Origin of the sequence: Pseudarthrobacter quantipunctorum (genome assembly GCF_045291495.1) — a bacterium.
Classification (GTDB): domain Bacteria; phylum Actinomycetota; class Actinomycetes; order Actinomycetales; family Micrococcaceae; genus Arthrobacter; species Arthrobacter quantipunctorum.
Genome location: NZ_CP148033.1, coordinates 721,390 through 737,932, shown reverse-complemented (window position 1 = coordinate 737,932; position 16,543 = coordinate 721,390). Strand labels below are relative to the sequence as shown.

General features: G+C 67.6%; 14 protein-coding genes. 10 read left to right on the top strand and 4 right to left on the bottom strand.

Features of this window, described 5'->3' with window-relative positions; translation table 11 throughout:
• The first annotated feature begins 530 nt into the window (after positions 1-530).
• Positions 531-2,762, top strand: coding sequence for a S9 family peptidase (locus tag WHH00_RS03345; RefSeq protein ID WP_406636518.1), 2,232 nt, complete (start codon positions 531-533; stop codon positions 2,760-2,762).
• Between the two features lie 95 nt (positions 2,763-2,857).
• On the opposite strand, the gene WHH00_RS03340 is transcribed toward WHH00_RS03345, so the two are convergent.
• Complete coding sequence (locus tag WHH00_RS03340) at positions 2,858-3,310, bottom strand: SRPBCC family protein (protein ID WP_406636516.1); 453 nt, start codon at positions 3,308-3,310, stop codon at positions 2,858-2,860.
• A gap of 186 nt (positions 3,311-3,496) precedes the next feature.
• Here WHH00_RS03340 and WHH00_RS03335 point away from each other — a divergent pair, with 186 nt between their 5' ends.
• From WHH00_RS03335 to WHH00_RS03325, 3 genes are all read left to right on the top strand, one after another.
• Positions 3,497-6,106, top strand: coding sequence for an AMP-binding protein (locus tag WHH00_RS03335; RefSeq protein WP_406636514.1), 2,610 nt, complete (start codon positions 3,497-3,499; stop codon positions 6,104-6,106).
• 146 nt (positions 6,107-6,252) lie between these two features.
• Positions 6,253-6,459 (top strand): DUF2945 domain-containing protein, encoded by a 207-nt coding sequence (locus tag WHH00_RS03330; RefSeq protein WP_406636512.1) that lies wholly within the window; start codon positions 6,253-6,255, stop codon positions 6,457-6,459.
• A gap of 4 nt (positions 6,460-6,463) precedes the next feature.
• Positions 6,464-7,660 carry an NAD(P)/FAD-dependent oxidoreductase gene (locus WHH00_RS03325; protein ID WP_406636510.1) on the top strand — a complete coding sequence of 399 codons (1,197 nt, stop codon included), beginning with the start codon at positions 6,464-6,466 and terminating at the stop codon, positions 7,658-7,660.
• Between the two features lie 93 nt (positions 7,661-7,753).
• Here the strand turns inward: WHH00_RS03325 and WHH00_RS03320 are convergent, their stop codons facing one another.
• A complete protein-coding gene (locus tag WHH00_RS03320) occupies positions 7,754-8,920 on the bottom strand; it encodes an acetate kinase (protein ID WP_406636508.1) in 1,167 nt (388 codons plus the stop codon).
• A 136-nt stretch (positions 8,921-9,056) separates the two neighbouring features.
• On the opposite strand from WHH00_RS03320, the gene WHH00_RS03315 reads away from it, so the two are divergent.
• Positions 9,057-9,356 (top strand): hypothetical protein, encoded by a 300-nt coding sequence (locus WHH00_RS03315; RefSeq protein ID WP_400514830.1) that lies wholly within the window; start codon positions 9,057-9,059, stop codon positions 9,354-9,356.
• A 100-nt stretch (positions 9,357-9,456) separates the two neighbouring features.
• Here WHH00_RS03315 and pta read toward each other — a convergent pair whose 3' ends face one another.
• Positions 9,457-11,535, bottom strand: a complete 2,079-nt coding sequence (pta, locus tag WHH00_RS03310; protein ID WP_406636506.1) for a phosphate acetyltransferase — start codon at positions 11,533-11,535, stop codon at positions 9,457-9,459.
• Positions 11,536-11,842: 307 nt separating this feature from the next.
• Here pta and WHH00_RS03305 point away from each other — a divergent pair, with 307 nt between their 5' ends.
• The 5 genes from WHH00_RS03305 (at position 11,843) to WHH00_RS03285 (ending at position 15,965) form a co-directional block, all read left to right on the top strand.
• Positions 11,843-12,388, top strand: a complete 546-nt coding sequence (locus WHH00_RS03305) for a hotdog fold thioesterase (protein WP_406636504.1) — start codon at positions 11,843-11,845, stop codon at positions 12,386-12,388.
• Positions 12,389-12,395: 7 nt separating this feature from the next.
• Entirely contained in the window at positions 12,396-13,763 is a 1,368-nt protein-coding gene (gene paaK / locus WHH00_RS03300; protein ID WP_406636501.1) for a phenylacetate--CoA ligase PaaK, read from the top strand.
• Between the two features lie 69 nt (positions 13,764-13,832).
• Entirely contained in the window at positions 13,833-14,450 is a 618-nt protein-coding gene (locus tag WHH00_RS03295; RefSeq protein WP_406636499.1) for a TetR/AcrR family transcriptional regulator, read from the top strand.
• Positions 14,451-14,534: 84 nt separating this feature from the next.
• Positions 14,535-15,647 (top strand): S1C family serine protease, encoded by a 1,113-nt coding sequence (locus tag WHH00_RS03290; RefSeq protein WP_406636497.1) that lies wholly within the window; start codon positions 14,535-14,537, stop codon positions 15,645-15,647.
• A gap of 12 nt (positions 15,648-15,659) precedes the next feature.
• Entirely contained in the window at positions 15,660-15,965 is a 306-nt protein-coding gene (locus WHH00_RS03285) for a hypothetical protein (protein ID WP_174177942.1), read from the top strand.
• Positions 15,966-16,057: 92 nt separating this feature from the next.
• On the opposite strand, the gene WHH00_RS03280 is transcribed toward WHH00_RS03285, so the two are convergent.
• Positions 16,058-16,453: a VOC family protein gene (locus tag WHH00_RS03280; RefSeq protein ID WP_406636495.1), complete on the bottom strand. Its 396-nt coding sequence runs from the start codon at positions 16,451-16,453 to the stop codon at positions 16,058-16,060.
• Positions 16,454-16,543 lie beyond the last annotated feature (90 nt).

Below are 16,543 nucleotides of genomic sequence, written 5' to 3'. Positions count from 1 at the left end.
TCGGTGCCGGCCTAGTCCCGTGTGGGGTCCGGGCGCAGCGGCGCGGGTCCGGGGTCCGGTACGGGAAGCGGCCCTGGAGGCTCGGGAGCAGGGAACGGATTGGGCGCCGGCGGCCCTGGGTGCCCGGGATGGGCTGGATCAGGCTGGGTGGGGCCCGGTTCCGGCGGGAACGGCTCGGGCTCGTGCACTGGCGGGATGGTCATGAACTTCCCCTCTCACGCTGGGCGGATGTGCCTTGGCGTGAACAGGATACGCCTGCCACCTCAAGCCCACTAGGCGCCGCCGGTTGCCTTCGCGGCGCCGTTCCCCTTTCCTGCCCCCGGAAGCTCCTGCCTTCGGCGGCCCCGGTCTTCTTGTGCGGTCGGGTGAGAGAGCGTCCGGCGAAAACCCGCGTCAAGTGATAGAGCGTCCGGGGGAAACCGCCGTCAAGTGAGAGAGCGTCCGGGGGTGGGAGGAGACGGGTTTGGCGGTGTAATCCCCCGGTAGCGAACGGCGGCAAAATTGTCGGGGCGGCTCTATATATTGAAGGAATGACCCAGACTCCGCTGCAGGATTCCGCCGCCACCGCCGTTCCCACCCCGCCGGCAGCCAAGAAAATCCCGTCCGAACGCCTCCACCACGGGGACACCTTCGTGGACAACTACGAGTGGCTGCGGGACAAGGAATCCGCCGAGGTGGTGGAGCACCTGAAGGCCGAGAACGCCTACCAGGAAGCCGTCACCGCACACCAGGAGCCGCTGCGGGAGGCCATTTTCCAGGAGATCAAGGGCCGCACCCAGGAAACCGACCTCTCCGTGCCGCACCGCAAGGACGGCTGGTGGTACTTCAGCCGCTCGGCCGAGGGCAAGGAGTACGGCATCCAGTGCCGGGTCAGGGCAGCGGATACCGGGGACAGGATCGCTGACTGGACTCCGCCGGCCGTACAGCCCGGCGTCGAGATTCCCGGCGAGGAGATCCTCCTGGACGGCAACATCGAGGCCGAGGGCAAGCCGTTCTTCTCCGTGGGCGGATCAGCAGTAACGGTGGACGGCAACCTCTACGCCTACGCCGTGGACAACTCAGGCGATGAGCGTTTCACCCTCCGGATCAAGGACCTCCGCACCGGGGACCTGCTGCCTGACGTCATCGAGAACATCTTCTACGGCGTCGCTTTCTCCCCGGACGGCACCCGGATCTTCTACACCGTGGTGGACGACTCCTGGCGCCCCTACCAGGTCAAGGCCCACACGCTGGGAACGCCCGTGGCCGAAGACGTTGTTATCTACCAGGAGGACGACGCCGCCATGTGGCTGGGCTTCGAGCTCTCCTCCGACCGCCGGTACCTGGTGCTGGGCATCGGATGCTCGGAATACAGTGAGACGCGCCTGCTCCGCTTTGACGATCCCGCCCAGGAACTGACCACCGTCATTTCCCGCAACGAGCGGGTGCTGTACGAGGCAGAGCCGTTCCTGCTTAACGGCCCCGACGGCACCGCCAGCGAACGCATCCTGCTCACGCACAACCGCGGCGCCATCAACTCGATGGTCTCCCTGGCGGACCCGGCCGAGCTCACCAGGCCACTGTCCGAGCAGGACTGGGCCACCGTCGTCGGGCATTCCGACGACGTCCGAGTCAACGGAGCCGGTGTCACCTCCACGCACCTCATCGTGTCCATCCGCAAAGACACCATCGAGCGGGTGCAGGTCATCGGGCTGGACGGGCTGGGTACTCCCGCGCAGGAGGCTCCTGTTGAACCCGCCTTCGACGAAGAGCTCTACACCGCGGGCGTGGGCGGCTCCGACTATGAGGCCCCCGTGATCCGGCTGGGCTACACGTCCTACTTCACGCCGTCGCGCATCTACGACTTCGTGCTGCCCACCCCGGAGGTGCCGGCGGGAGAGCTGCTGCTGCGGAAGGAAAGCCCGGTCCTCGGCGGTTATGACGGCAACGACTATGTGGCCACCCGTGAATGGGCCACAGCAGCCGACGGCACCCGGATCCCGCTGTCCGTGCTGCGGCACAAGGCCGTGAAGCAGGATTCCACTGCGGCAGGCCTGGTGTACGGCTACGGCTCCTACGAGATGAGCATGGACCCCGGCTTCGGCATTGCGCGGCTGTCGCTGCTGGACCGCGGCGTGGTGTTCGTGATCGCCCACATCCGCGGCGGCGGCGAGCTTGGCCGGCACTGGTACGAGAACGGCAAGAAGCTCACCAAGAAGAACACCTTCACCGACTTCGTGGACGCCACTGACTGGCTGGCGGCCTCGGGCTGGGTGGACCCGGCAAAGATCGCCGCCCTGGGCGGTTCGGCCGGCGGCCTGCTGATGGGCGCCGTGGCAAACATGGCACCCGAGAAGTACGCCGTCATCGTGGCACAGGTGCCGTTCGTGGACCCGCTGACCAGCATCCTGGATCCGGAGCTGCCGCTGTCCGCCCTGGAGTGGGAGGAATGGGGCAACCCCATCACGGACCCCCACGTCTACGAGTACATGAAGTCCTACTCCCCCTACGAGAACGTGCGCCCGGCCGCCTACCCCAAGATCGCCGCCGTGACGTCCTTCAACGACACTCGGGTCCTTTACGTTGAGCCTGCGAAGTGGGTGCAGGAGCTGCGCAACAAGACCACCGGCTCAGAGCCGATCGTGATGAAGATTGAGATGGACGGCGGCCACGGGGGTGCCTCCGGCCGATACGTGCAGTGGCGCGAGCGGGCCTGGGACTATGCGTTCATTGCGGATTCCCTCGGCGCCACGGAGCTGCTCCCTGGCGCCGGCCTGAAGTAGGACGAAAGCGGCGTACGCCATCGACTGCTCCGATATTGCCGTTTAGAGCCCCGAGAACGGCGTTTTCGGAGCAATCGATGGGGAAATCCGGGACCTTAGGTTTGCGGGTGCTCCACCAGCCACTCCGCCAGGGTTTCGAGGTTGGCGCGGACGGTGCGGCCCTGGGCCCGTTCAACAAGCGGGTCTGCCAGCTTGCCGAAGACGCCGCCCAGGCCACTCGCGGCGTCGATCCGCTGGGTGAGGCGGGCGCCGCCGTCGGCCGGTTCAAGGGTAAAGGTGATGGTGAAGTCGAGCTTGCCCTCGACGGAGCGGGACACCATGCGCCGGGGCGGATCGAACTCGGTGACTTCCACGGTCCAGTCGAACTGCCGGCCCATGACCTTGCTGGTGCCGCGCCCGCGGGTGCCGACACCGAGGGGGCCGTCCCCCACCTGTTCCGAGGTGGTGACCGAGGAGTCAAAGACCGCAACGTTCTGGAACTTCGACACGAAGTCGAAAACTTCCTGCGGCGGCCGGGCAACAACAACACTTTCTTCCACAACAGGCATTGGAGCCTCCTTCAAAGGGCACCTGATGCCGGCTCGGCTCTGCCGGCACGATAGGCAGGCACAGCGCCAGAGTGGACCGCGGGCCAAGCCCTGTCAAGAGGGCGCTGGCCGGCCGATTATTTCTCCACTCAATGGTCTTTAACGGCCGTTTTTACTTAGGTGAGCCTTAGCTAATACCATCGTCGGATGACCACGCAGCTTGATTTCGCGCGGGTACCTTTCGCTGCCGATCTCTCGAGCTACGGCAACAGGCCTGCCATCATCACCGACGGACTGACCCTCACCTACGGCGAACTCGCCGACAGGGTGGACAGCTTCGCCCAAAGGTTGGGCACCGAACGGCGCCTCGTCGCCCTCGCCGCCTCCAATGACGTGGAGTCCGTGGTCGCGTACCTGGCAGCCCTTGCCTCCGGCCACCCGCTGATCCTCCTCCCGGAGGACAAACCCGCGGCCCTTGACTCCCTGGTGGCCGCCTACGATCCCGACGTTGTGGTGCGCTCAGCCAACGGGCAGTGCGTCCTGGACGAACGCCGCCCGGGGACAAGGCACACCCTGCATCCGGACCTTGCCCTGCTCCTGAGCACCTCAGGGTCCACCGGCTCCCCCAAGCTTGTGAGGCTTTCCCACGCCAACCTCCAGGCCAATGCCGAATCCATCGCCACCTACCTGCAGATCACCCGGGACGACCGCGCCGCCACCACGCTGCCCATGTCCTACTGCTATGGGCTTTCGGTCATCAACAGCCACCTCCTGCGCGGTGCAGGCCTGGCCCTCACCGGGCTGTCCGTCGTGGATCCGTGCTTCTGGGAGCTGTTCCGGCGGGAGGGGGCCACGGCCTTCGCCGCCGTCCCGTACACCTTCGAACTGCTGGAACGCGTGGGCTTCGCGGATATGGACCTGCCCAGCCTGCGCTACGTCACCCAGGCCGGCGGCCGGCTGGCCCCTGACTCCGTACGGCACTACGCCGAACTGGGCCAGCAGCGGGGCTGGGACCTCTTCGTGATGTACGGGCAGACAGAAGCCACCGCCCGCATGGCCTACCTGCCGCCGGACCTCACAACCGACCATCCCGGTGCCATCGGTGTTCCCGTTCCCGGCGGAGCCTTCCGGCTCGAGCCAGTCCCGGGACTTGCTGACGGCGAGCTGGTGTACACCGGGCCGAACGTTATGTTGGGCTACGCCGAGACCCCGGGTGACCTGGCGTTGGGCCGCACGGTGACCGAACTGCGCACCGGCGACCTGGCCCGGAAGAACAGTGCCGGGCTCTACGAGGTGACGGGACGGCGGAGCCGGTTCGTCAAGATCGTGGGGCTGCGCGTGGACCTGGGCCAGGTGGAACGCCTCCTCGCCGACCTCGGCGTGGATGCGGCCAGCGCCGGCACGGACCAGCGGCTCGTCGTCGCCGTCGAAGGGGACCACGACACCCACCTGCTCACCAAGGTCCTCGCCCAGGGGCTGGGACTGCCGCGGGCCGCCGTCGACCTCCATGCCGTGGAGGAGCTTCCGCGCCTGGGCACCGGCAAAGTGGACTATCCTGCGGTGGCCGCCCTGCCGGCGGCACTGCCCTCCCGTCCGGCCACAGCCACTGACTCCGCGGTGGACGTTTCCGGCGGAACCGCCCGGCACGGCAGCGCTGTACAGCCGGACACGGTCAGGCGGATCTTCGGGGACACGCTGGAACTGACGGACATTGCCGACGACGACACGTTCGTTTCGCTCGGCGGCGACTCGCTGTCCTTCGTGGCCGCCTCCGTCCGGCTGGAGCAGGTGCTGGGTCACCTGCCGGCGGACTGGCACGTGACGCCGGTCCGGGACCTCAAACCGCGGCCCAACCGGCGCCGGGAGCGGCATCCGGCCAGTGAAGCCGGCGGGCATCCGGACGGGCGCGGCGGAAAGCCGGCCCGTCCGTGGACCGCGCGCCTGCTGGCCCCGATGGACACAAGCCTCGTCCTCCGCGCCATTGGGATCTTCCTCATTGCCAGCACCCACATCGGCCTCTTCAGCTGGCAGGGCATGGCGCACGTGCTGTTCGCCGCAGCCGGATTCAACTTCGCCCGCTTCCAGCTCTCGGGCGACAGGATGCCCCGCCTGCGGCGCCAGCTCACCAGCGTGGCCCGGATCGCGGTGCCCAGCATGGTGCTCATAGCCTTCGCTTACCTGGTCACGGACCGCTACGGCCTGGTGAACATCGTGCTCCTGAACGCCATCCTCGGCCCGGAGCAGGTGACCACGCAGTGGCATTTCTGGTTCATCGAGGTGATGGTTTACATCCTGCTGGCAATGACGGCCCTGCTCAGCATCCCCTGGCTCCACCGTGCGGAGCGCCGGTTCCCGTTCGTCTTCCCGCTGGTCCTGTTCGGTGCTGGCCTGCTCACGCGCTTTGAGCTTGTAGAGCCGGGCGTACCCCATACCGTCCCGGCCCTGTGGCTGTTCGCCCTGGGCTGGGCAGTGGCCCGCTCCCGCACCCTCGCCCAGCGCTGCGTTGTCACCGCCCTCACGGTCCTTACCGTCCCCGGATTCTTCGAGAACCCCCACCGGGACCTCACCGTGATGGCCGGGATCCTGATGCTCGCCTGGCTGCCCACCCTTCCGGTGCCGCGCGCCATGAGCCGCCTGGCAGTCCTGCTGGCCAGCGCGTCGATGCACATCTACCTGGTCCACTGGCTGGTCTACCCCCTGCTCACCGGCATCAGCGTTCCCCTGGCCGTGGCCGCCTCGCTGGCTGCCGGGGTGGCCTACTGGGCCCTGTGCAACAGGGCCGCCGGGGCAGCTGCCCGCTACCTGGCACGAAGGTGAGGTGACGACGGCGGCCGCCTCCCGCCGTCGTCCGCCCACCTACAGGCCGCGGCAGTACCCGGAAAAGCTAACCGTGCTTACTATTGTGGAGCATCCGTATTCCCACCGGAGACCGCCACGGCCCGGACCCCACCAAAGGAGCTGTCATGCCGCTACGCAAGGGAACGTCCGTCGAATGGAACACGTCGCAGGGCATGACCCACGGAAAGATCGTTGAGAAGAAGACCAGCGACTTCGAGCTGGACGGACACACGCACCGTGCCAGCGAGAACGAGCCGCAGTACGTTGTGGAATCCGCCAAGACCGGCGCCCGGGCCGCGCACAAGGCGTCCGCCCTGACCGAAAAGAAGTAGCGCCGTGGCCGCCCAGCATGAAGTGGTGATCATCGGCGGGGGCAACGCCGGCGTATCCCTGGCAGCCCGCCTGGAACGCTACGGGGTCAAGGACGTGGCCGTCATCGAGCCCAGGGACCACCACCTCTACCAGCCGCTGTTCTCCCACATTGCCGGCGGCCGGGCGCAGGCGCAGGAGGCCATCCGCTCCCAGGAGTCGGTAATGCCCCAGGGCGTGACATGGATCCGGGACGGCGCCGTGGACGTGGACACGGACACGAACACCGTCAGCCTGGCCTCCGGCTCGTCCGTGTCCTACGGGCAACTGGTGGTGTGCCCCGGCCTGCAGTATGACTGGGACGAGGTGCCGGGCCTGGCCGAGGCCGTGCATTCGCTGCACGGGGCGTCGCATTACGAGTTCGAGCTGGCACCCAAGGCCTGGACCCTGCTGAGCGGTCTCACGTCCGGAACCGCCGTTTTCACCATGCCCGCCGGCCCCATCAAATGCGGCGGCGCCAGCCAGAAGCCCATGTACCTTGCCTGCGACTACTGGCGCGAACAGGGCGTGCTGGACCAGATCCGCGTTGTGATGGTCCAGCCCTACCCCACTGTTTTCGGGGTGCCCGAGATAGACCGGGAACTTGACCGCAAGATCTCCGAATACGGCATTGAACTGCGAACCAACAGCGAACTGGTTTCCGTGGACGCGGCGGGCCGGAACGCCACCATACGGGACATCTCCACGGGCGCCGAGGACACCATCCACTACGACGTGCTGAACGCTGTTCCGCCGCAGTCGGCACCGGACTGGCTCAAGGCCACGGACCTGCCTGCCGCCGGGGACACCGGCGGGTTCGTGGAGGTGGACCGCCAGACGCTCCGCCACATCCGGTTTCCGAACGTCTGGTCCCTGGGAGACGCGGCAGGGACCACCAACTCAAAATCCGGCGGCGCCCTCCGGAAACAGACCAAGGTACTGGCCAAAAACCTGGTCTCCGCCCGGAAGGGAAAGCCTCTGCGCGCAAAGTACAACGGCTACTCCGTGTGCCCGTTCACCGTCTCGCGCGACACCGTGGTGTTCGCCGAATTCGACGACCGCTACCGGCCCATGCCCACCATTCCCCGGGTACCCACGTGGAACGAGAGCAAGCTGTCCTGGGTGGTGGACCGGGACATCTTCCCGCAGGTCTACTGGAACCTGATCCTCAAGGGCCGGGCGTAAGTGAGAGAGCATCCCGGGAAAACCGCCCTCAAGTGAGAGAGCGTCCCGGGAAAACCGCCCTCAAGTGAGAGAGCGTCCGGGGCGCCGGGGCACCTACGGAGCAACCGATGAGGAGACGACGGCGGCCGTCGCCTCCGCGATGGCGCGCTCCTCGTCCGTGGGAACCACCAGGACGGGGATGGCGGAGCCCGCTGTGGAAATGACGCGGGGTTCCTTGGACCGCTCGGCGTTCAGGCCGGCGTCGAGCTCTACGCCCAGCGCGCCCAGCCGGTCCGCCACCAGCGCACGGAACTGGTGCGAGTTCTCGCCGATGCCGGCGGTGAACACCAGGGCCTTCGCCCCGCCCACGGCGACGTGGTATCCGCCGATGTACTTGGCCAGCCGGTAGGACGTGACGGCAAGGGCCGTGGCGGCCTTGCCGTCGCCGGAGTCGGAGGCCTCCACCACCGAGCGCATGTCATTGTTGCCGGCCAGGCCCTTCAGCCCGGATTCGCGGTTCAGCATGGTGTCCAGGTCCTCAGGGGTCCAGCCGGCCCGGCCCAGGAACACCAGGATGGAGGGGTCCAGGTCGCCTGAGCGGGTCCCCATCACCAGGCCCTCAAGCGGCGTGAAGCCCATGGACGTGTCCACCGACTTGCCGCCCCGGATGGCCGTGACGGAGGCGCCGTTGCCCAGGTGGGCGATGACGCCGTCGAACTCTTCGACGGGCAGGTCCAGCAGCGCGGCGGCGCGCCGGGTCACGTACTCGTGGGAGGTGCCGTGGAAGCCGTAGCGGCGGATGCCGTGGTTGGTGTACAGCTCGTCCGGGACGGCGTAGCGCCAGGCGTGCTCGGGCAGCGTGCGGTGGAACGCCGTGTCGAACACGGCAACCTGCGGCATGTCCGGCCACTTTTTGGTGATGGCCCGGATGCCCAGGACGTTGGCCGGATTGTGCAGCGGCGCCAGCGGGTTGAGGCGCTCGATGGCGCGCGTGATCTCGTTGTCGATCAGTACAGGCTCGGCGAAGCGCTCCCCGCCGTGCACCACCCGGTGGCCCACCGCGGCCAGCTCCAGGCCCCCAAGTTCCCGGTGGATGGCGGCGTCCACCTGCTCCAGCGCCTCGGCATGGTCACGCGGGCCCTCGATCTCGCCGTCGCCGTCGCCGCCGTTTCCCATGCCGATCTTCTCGATCAGCCCCTCGGTCAGGACGCTCCCGGCGGCGACGTCGCGCACCTGGTACTTGAGCGAGGACGATCCGGAGTTGATGACGAGCACGAGCATGTGGGGCCTCCTGAGCCTTGCTTCTGCGGTTCAAACCCCACTATAGGCGGGCCGGGGCGCGGGTTTCTTGCGGACAGGCGCCGCCGGCGCCTAGAGTCGGCAACACGAGCTGGACCACGCCCGAGAGGACACTTCCATGACGAACGAACCGAATTCGATCGACGAGAACGACCCCACCAACACCGGATCCAGCAGCACGGCGCCCCTGGACCCGCAGGCGGACTCGGATACCGGTTCCGGGAAGAAGGACCCCACAGGTGTGGAAGGTGCCAACCCCGCCCTGGACGACACCGGCGCCCTGAAGGCCGGGGAGACCGGCGAGGCACCCGAAGCTCCCGAGAACACCGAGGACCTGGACCTCACCCCGCAGGGCCTGTCCGATGAGCCTGCCAAGCAGGAGGACCCGGCCAGCCTGGCCAAGCCGGACAACAGCTGACGCGGCGCTAAGCACCTAAAAATAAAGGGCGACGGCGGCACCTCCGGAGGTGACGCCGTCGCCCTTTGCACTCGCTGGCTTAACTGCCCGGGAGGCAGCCCTAGGAAGCGGCGGCCTGGGCCTGGATGGCCGTGATGGCCACAGTGTTCACGATGTCCTCCACGGTGCAGCCGCGGGAGAGGTCGTTGACCGGCTTCCGCAGCCCCTGCAGGACCGGCCCGACGGCCACAGCCCCGGAGCTTTGCTGCACCGCCTTGTACGTGTTGTTGCCGGTGTTGAGGTCCGGGAAGATGAACACGGTGGCCTGCCCCGCCACCGAGGATCCCGGCATTTTGGACTCGGCGATGGAGGCGTCCACGGCAGCGTCGTACTGGATGGGGCCTTCGACGGCGAGGTCCGGACGGCGCTGGCGGACCAGGTCGGTGGCCTGCCGCACTGCGTCCACAGCCTCCCCGGAGCCGGAACCGCCGGTTGAGTAAGACAGCATGGCCACCCGCGGCTCCACCCCGAACTGCGCCGCGGTCTCTGCCGAGGCCAGTGCGATGTCCGCGAGCTGCTCAACGTTCGGGTCCGGGTTCACGGCGCAGTCGCCGTACACCAGCACCCGGTCCGGCATCAGCATCAGGAACACCGAGGACACGATCTTCACCCCTTCGCGCGTCTTCACGAACTCCAGCGCCGGCCGGATGGTGTGGGCGGTGGTGTGGGCCGCACCGGACACCATGCCGTCCACCACGCCGAGCTGGACCATCATGGTGCCGAAGTAGCTGACGTCCTGCATGATCTCCAGCGCCTTCGCCAGGTCCACACCCTTGTGCGCCCGCAGTTCCGCGTACTTCTCGGCGAACTTCTGGCGCAGGTCCGAGGTGGCAGGGTCCACGATGTTGATGCCGGAGAGGTCGATGCCGCGGGCGGCCGCCAGTTCGCGGACTTCCGATTCGGGGCCCAGCACGGTGAGGTCGCAGACGTCGCGGCGGTGCAGGATCTCGGCAGCCCGGAGGATCCGCACATCGGTTCCTTCCGGCAGCACCACGTGCCGGCGCTGCGACCTGGCGCGTTCAATGAGGTCGTGCAGGAAGCGCAGCGGGGTCATCCGCTCGGCCCGGGGCAGGTGGAGGCGCTCCACCAGTTCGGTCTCGTCCACCCGGCGGGACCAGAGGCCCAGGGCGGACGCCACCTTTCGGCGGTGCCCGGACCAGATCTCGCTGCGGACCTCGGAGACCCGGCGGGCCGTGGTGTAGGTGTCCTCCCTGGCGGCGAACACGGGGAACGGGGCCTGCGCCAGGAGCGGGTAGATGTTGGCATCCGGGGCGAGCCCGCCGGTGAGGATGAGCGCGGAGGCCACCGGAAACTCCGGCGAGAAGGACGCCGCAAGGCACGCCACCATCACGTCCGCCCGGTCACCGGGGACGATCACCAGGGCACCTTCGTCCAGCACGTTCAGGAAGTTGCCCACGTTCATCGCGGCCACCTTGATGTCCTTCACGTCGCGTTCCATGTCCGGCCGCCCGGCGATCTGGCGCACGCCCAGCGCCGCGGCAACCTCGCCGGTGGTGGGCCGTGCGATCGCCTCCAGTTCGGGCAGGATGTACACGGGCCGCTTGGAGGCCCCGGGCTTCACGGCGGCGGCGATTGCGTCCAGGTCTTCCGGGTCCGCCCGGTTCACCATGATGGCCAACAGGGTGCACCTTTCGGCGGCGAGTTCCTTCCGGGCAACCTCGACGGCGGCCGCGGCTTCGGCGACAGTCCGTCCCTTGGCGCCCACCACCGCCACGATGGGGGCGGCCAGGTTGTTGGCCAGGCGGGCGTTGAGGTCGAATTCGACGGCGGAGTCCTGGCCCACCAGGTCCGTCCCCTCCACGATCACCACGTCGCAGTGCCGCGAGATCTCGGCGAAGATTTCCACGCAGCGGGCGTCGATCTCGGCCCGGTTCCCTTCGGCCAGGAGTGTCCGGACTTCCTCGTGGGTGAGGCCGCCGCGGCAGCGCTCGTCCTCTAGCGCGAAGCGGGACTTCATCAGCGCGACCATGGGATCGGCCGCGGCGTCCGGGCCATGGACCACGGGCTTGAAGAAGCCGATCCTGTCCGCATGCCGGTGGAGGGTGTCCGCCAGACCCAGGGCCACAAGTGACTTGCCCGATCCGGGGGTGGTTGCGCTGACGTAGATGCCTTTGGCCATGGTCCGCCCTTTGCTGTGCTGGTGTCCCTCCATCCTTGCACTTCCCTCCCCGCGAGATGGCACTTCAGAGCAATGTCCGCCGCCGGGGCCCCCGTCAAGTGCCACCTCGCGGGGACCTGCCGGGCCGCCGACGTACATTCCAGCCCGGTTTTGGACCGCCCCGCCCGGAGGTTGCCGCTAAAAAGCGGGCCTGACGCCCTAAAACCGGGCCGGAGCGGCGGCCGCAGACGCCCCGGCCCTTGACACCGGACCCCTCCATGGGATTACCTAATGAACATTCGGTAAATAAAGCTGGAGGCAATGACGCATGGCTGAAACCACCCTTTCCGGGCCCACACACCAGATCCTGGAGAACGACTATGCCTCCGAGTGGATGGGCATCGAAGTCCTCGCCATCAGCGACGGCCACGCAACCATCCGGATGACCCTCCGGCAGGAAATGCTCAACGGCTTCGGCATGGCCCACGGCGGAATGATCTTCGCCTTCGGCGACACCGCGTTCGCCCTGGCGTGCAACCCCGCCGTCCAGGCACCCGGTGAGGAAAACAGCATCACTGTGGCCTCCGGCGTCGACATCAACTTCCTTAAACCTGCCTTCCGCGGCCAGGTGCTGACCGCGGTGGCGGACCGCCGCTCCAGCGCCGGACGCAGCGGCCTGTATGACATCCAGATTTTCGCCACGGATGCCCAGCCTGGCGCCGCGCCAGCCACCTCGGCCCAGCCGCCAGCGGGCCGGCCGCCAGCGGGCCGGCCCACCCCCGCCCAGCCCAATACTGCCCAGCCCAGTTCAGCCCAGCCCGGCGAGCTTATTGCCGAGTTCCGCGGACGCAGCCGCACCATCCCCAAGAAGTAGGAAAACCATGACCCTGCATGCCCCCGAAACCCCCGCCGCTGCAGCAGCAACGGCCGCAGGCACTAACGTCATCCTGGACCGCGAGGAGACCATGTCCCGCGACGAGCTCGAAGCCCTGCAGCTCAGCCGCCTGCAGCACACCGTTGCCTACGCGTACGAGCGCGTGCCCCTGTACAAGCGCAAGTTCGACGACGCGGGCATCCACCCGAACGACCTCCGCGAACTCAGCGACCTGGGCAACTTCCCCTTCACCACCAAGGACGACCTGCGCGAGGAATACCCGTTCGGGATGTTCGCCGTCCCGCAGCACGAAGTAGCCCGCGTGCACGCCAGCTCGGGCACCACGGGCCGGCCCACCGTCGTCGGGTACACCAAAAAGGACCTGGCGGACTGGGCAAAACTGGTGGCCCGCAGCTTCCGCGCCTCCGGCATCCGCCCCGGCATGAAGGTCCACAACGCCTACGGCTACGGCCTGTTCACCGGCGGCCTGGGCGCGCACGCCGGCGCCGAAGCCCTGGGATGCACGGTCATCCCCATCTCCGGCGGGCAGACCGAACGCCAGATCCAGCTGATCCAGGACTTCAAGCCGGACGCCATCCTGGCCACCCCCACATACCTGCTCACCATCGCGGACGCCATGGCGCACATGGGCATCGACCCCGCCTCCACTTCGCTGAAGTACGCAGTGCTGGGCGCGGAGCCGTGGACCGAGGAGATGCGGCACGAGCTCGAGGTCACCATGAACATCAAGGCCTGCGACATCTACGGGCTCTCCGAGGTCATGGGCCCCGGTGTGGCCGGCGAGGCCGTGGAGACCCAGGACGGCAGCCACATCTGGGAGGACCACTTCCGCCCCGAAATCATCGACGCCTTCAACCCGGTGGTGGGCAAGGAGAACGTGCTGCGCGACGGCGAACACGGCGAACTGGTGTTCACGTCCCTGACCAAGGAAGCGCTGCCCATCATCCGGTACCGCACCAAGGACCTCACCCGCCTGCTCCCCGGCACGGCCCGCCCCGCGCACCGCCGGATGGGACGCATCACCGGCCGCAGCGACGACATGATCATCCTCCGCGGCGTGAACGTCTTCCCGTCCCAGATCGAGGAGATCGCCCTCCGCATCCCCGAGCTCAGCCCGCACTTCCAGCTTGAGCTCACCCGCCCTGAGGGCCAGCGGATGGACCAGATGACGGTGAAGATCGAGCGCCGGGAGACCGTCACCATTGAGCAGAGTTCGACGGCGGCGCGCGCCTTGAAGGAGCAGATCAAGATCCACGTGGGTTCTTCGTGCACGGTGGACGTGGTGGAGCCGGGCTCGCTGGAGCGGTCCAACGGCAAGCTGCGCCGGATCTACGACATGCGCCCCAAGGCGTAGGGAAATCCAGCGGTGGCGCAGGCTCCGGGCTGCGCCACCCTACCGACCGTTCATGAGAAACTAGCCACTATGCCCAGCAGCACTGAGACAGCCAGCACCGCCAAGCGCGGCCGCCCCGGATACGACCAGCAGTCGGTGCTGCGCATCGCCGTCGACGTCTTCAACCGGCACGGTTACGACGCCACGTCCATGGGCATCCTTGCCGACAACCTGGGCATCTCCAAGTCCGCCATCTACCACCATGTGCCATCCAAGGGCGACCTCCTGAAGCTCGCGCTTGAGCACGCGCTCGGCGGGCTTGAGGCCATCCTGGAAGAACCTGCAGCCACGTCCGGCGCGGCCGATGCCCGCCTCGAGTTTGTGCTCCGCGAAACCGTGGCCGTCCTGGTGGACCGGCTGCCGTTCGTCACACTGCTCCTGCGCCTGCGGGGCAACACCGAGATCGAACGCGACGCCCTGGAGCGCCGCCGCGCCTTCGACCACAAGGTGGCCGGACTGATCTCCGCGGCACGCGACGAAGGCTCGCTGCGCCAGGACATCGATCCGCGGACCGTCACCAGGCTGCTGTTCGGCATGATCAACTCGATCGTGGAATGGTACAAGCCGGGCGGGCCCCTCTCCCCCGAACGGCTTGCCGATGACGTGATCACCATGGCGTTCGACGGGCTGCACTCAACCAAGTCCTGAGCCAAATACTAAGGGTGCTTGGTATTTCCTCCGATCCCCGGCTACGGTGGTAGAAAGCCAGCCAGGACCCGGAGGAGGCCGTCCATGAACACCGTGACCCGCCGGGCCCTGCCGCGTCCGGCCCGCTTCCGGACAGCCGCGGGAGCAGCGCTGCTCACGGCATCCCTGGCCCTCACCGCCTGCACCGGTTCCACGCCTCCCCCGGAACCCAGCGGCACCTCCGGAGCCGCTTCAACGTCCACCGCAACGCCGCGCAGCACGGCCGCAGCCCCCGCGCCGGCTCCGGCTGCGGAGGGCGATATCCCCCAGCTGGTGGAAAACCTCGCTCCGTCCGTGGTCACCATCTTCACGGACGGCGGCCTGGGCAGCGGCGTGGTCTACTCCGAGGACGGCCTGATCCTCACGAACGAGCACGTGGTCCGGGGCAACACCCGCGTTGAGGTCGCCTTCGCCGACGGCCAGCGGGTGGAGGGAACCGTCAAGGCCACCGACCCCGTGACGGACCTCGCCCTGGTGCAGGCCAACCGCACCGGCCTGCCCAAACCCGTATACCAGACAGACCTGCCGCGGGTGGGTGAAGGGGCCGTGGTGCTCGGTTCGCCGCTTGGCTTCGAGAACACGGCAACCGCCGGGATCATCTCGGGGCTGCACCGGTCCATTCCGGGTTCGGCCTCCAACAGCCTGTCCCTGGTTGACCTGATCCAGACCGATGCCCCCATCAGCCCGGGCAACTCCGGCGGGGCCGTCATCAACATGCGCGGTGAAATCATCGGCATCAGCGAGGCGTACATTCCTCCGTCCGCCGGGGCCGTGGCCCTCGGGTTCGCCATTCCGGCCGCCACCGCCGTGGAAGTGGCCGAGGAACTGCTGGCGGACGGCACCGCCGAGCACGCCTACCTGGGCCTGACCCCGGGGGAACTGACCCCGCAGATCGCCGGCCAGCTGGGCATTGACGCAAGCAACGGCGTCGTGGTTCTGGCAGTGGACGAGGACGGCCCGGCCGGACGCGCAGGCATCCGCCCCGGTGACGTCCTGGAATCCATGGAGGGCGTGGACCTCACCGCCCCGGAGAAGCTCCTGGCGGAACTCCGGGGCCGCAACCCCGGCGATACCGTAGGCTTCAAGGTCAAGCGGCAGGACCAGAGCCTTGACCTCAAGGCGGACCTCATCGCGCGGCCCACAAGTAACACCCGATAGGAAGGTAAGAAAATGAGCCACCCCAAAGACGAAGCAGACGCCGGATACATCATTCCGGACCCCTCGAAGGTCCGTGAGGACGTCCCCGGCGACGCCGGCGATGAAGCCAACGTAATCCGCTTCAGCGAAGAGCAGGCCCTGATCGAGGAACAGTCCCACGGCATCCGCCCGGACACATACAGCGTCCCCTCCGGCGGCCCCACCATGGCTGAGGCCCGGGGCAACATGGACCTCTCGGACCAGAGCGAAAGCGGCCACGGTACCGGCCGCGAGGATGACAGCAGCGACGACAGCCTGCACGGCGGCGCCGAGTCCTGATTTCCCGGCTGCCCGCGCAGCCGCTGCCAGCACGCCGAATGGGCGGTCCCGGTATTCCGGGGCCGCCCCTTCCGTGCCTCACCGGTGCGTGGCTAGAGTTCGTATTCGGCCTGGATGCCGAGCTTCTCGTGGACACACAGGATGTTGTGCTCGGTGTCCATGAACCACGCGCACTTCTCCGAGTCGGTGGTGCAGATGTGGTTCTCTGTTTTCAGGTTGGGCAGGTCGTAGTCTTGGAACGCGACACCCCTGGCTTCCATGTCCCGGACTGTCCGCTCAATGTCCGTCACCTCAAAGCTCAGGGCGGTGTGCTCGGAGTGCTTGCCGTCCGAGACCGGCATCAACTGCAGCATGGGGCCGCCGTCGCTGCCGAGCAATTCGCTTCCGTCGTCTGTCATGCCGCGGTGCGGGAGTCCGAGCTTTTCGGTGTAGAACCTTCGGGCGCGCGCTGCATCATCGACTGGCAGGACGGTTGTGGCTGTGTTCATTCTTAGGTTCATGTGGCCACCTCCTACGGGCAGAATTTTACGCTTCCGCCCGCCAAAAAGATCCGCCCGCTGCCCCGCCCTGTCCAGGAC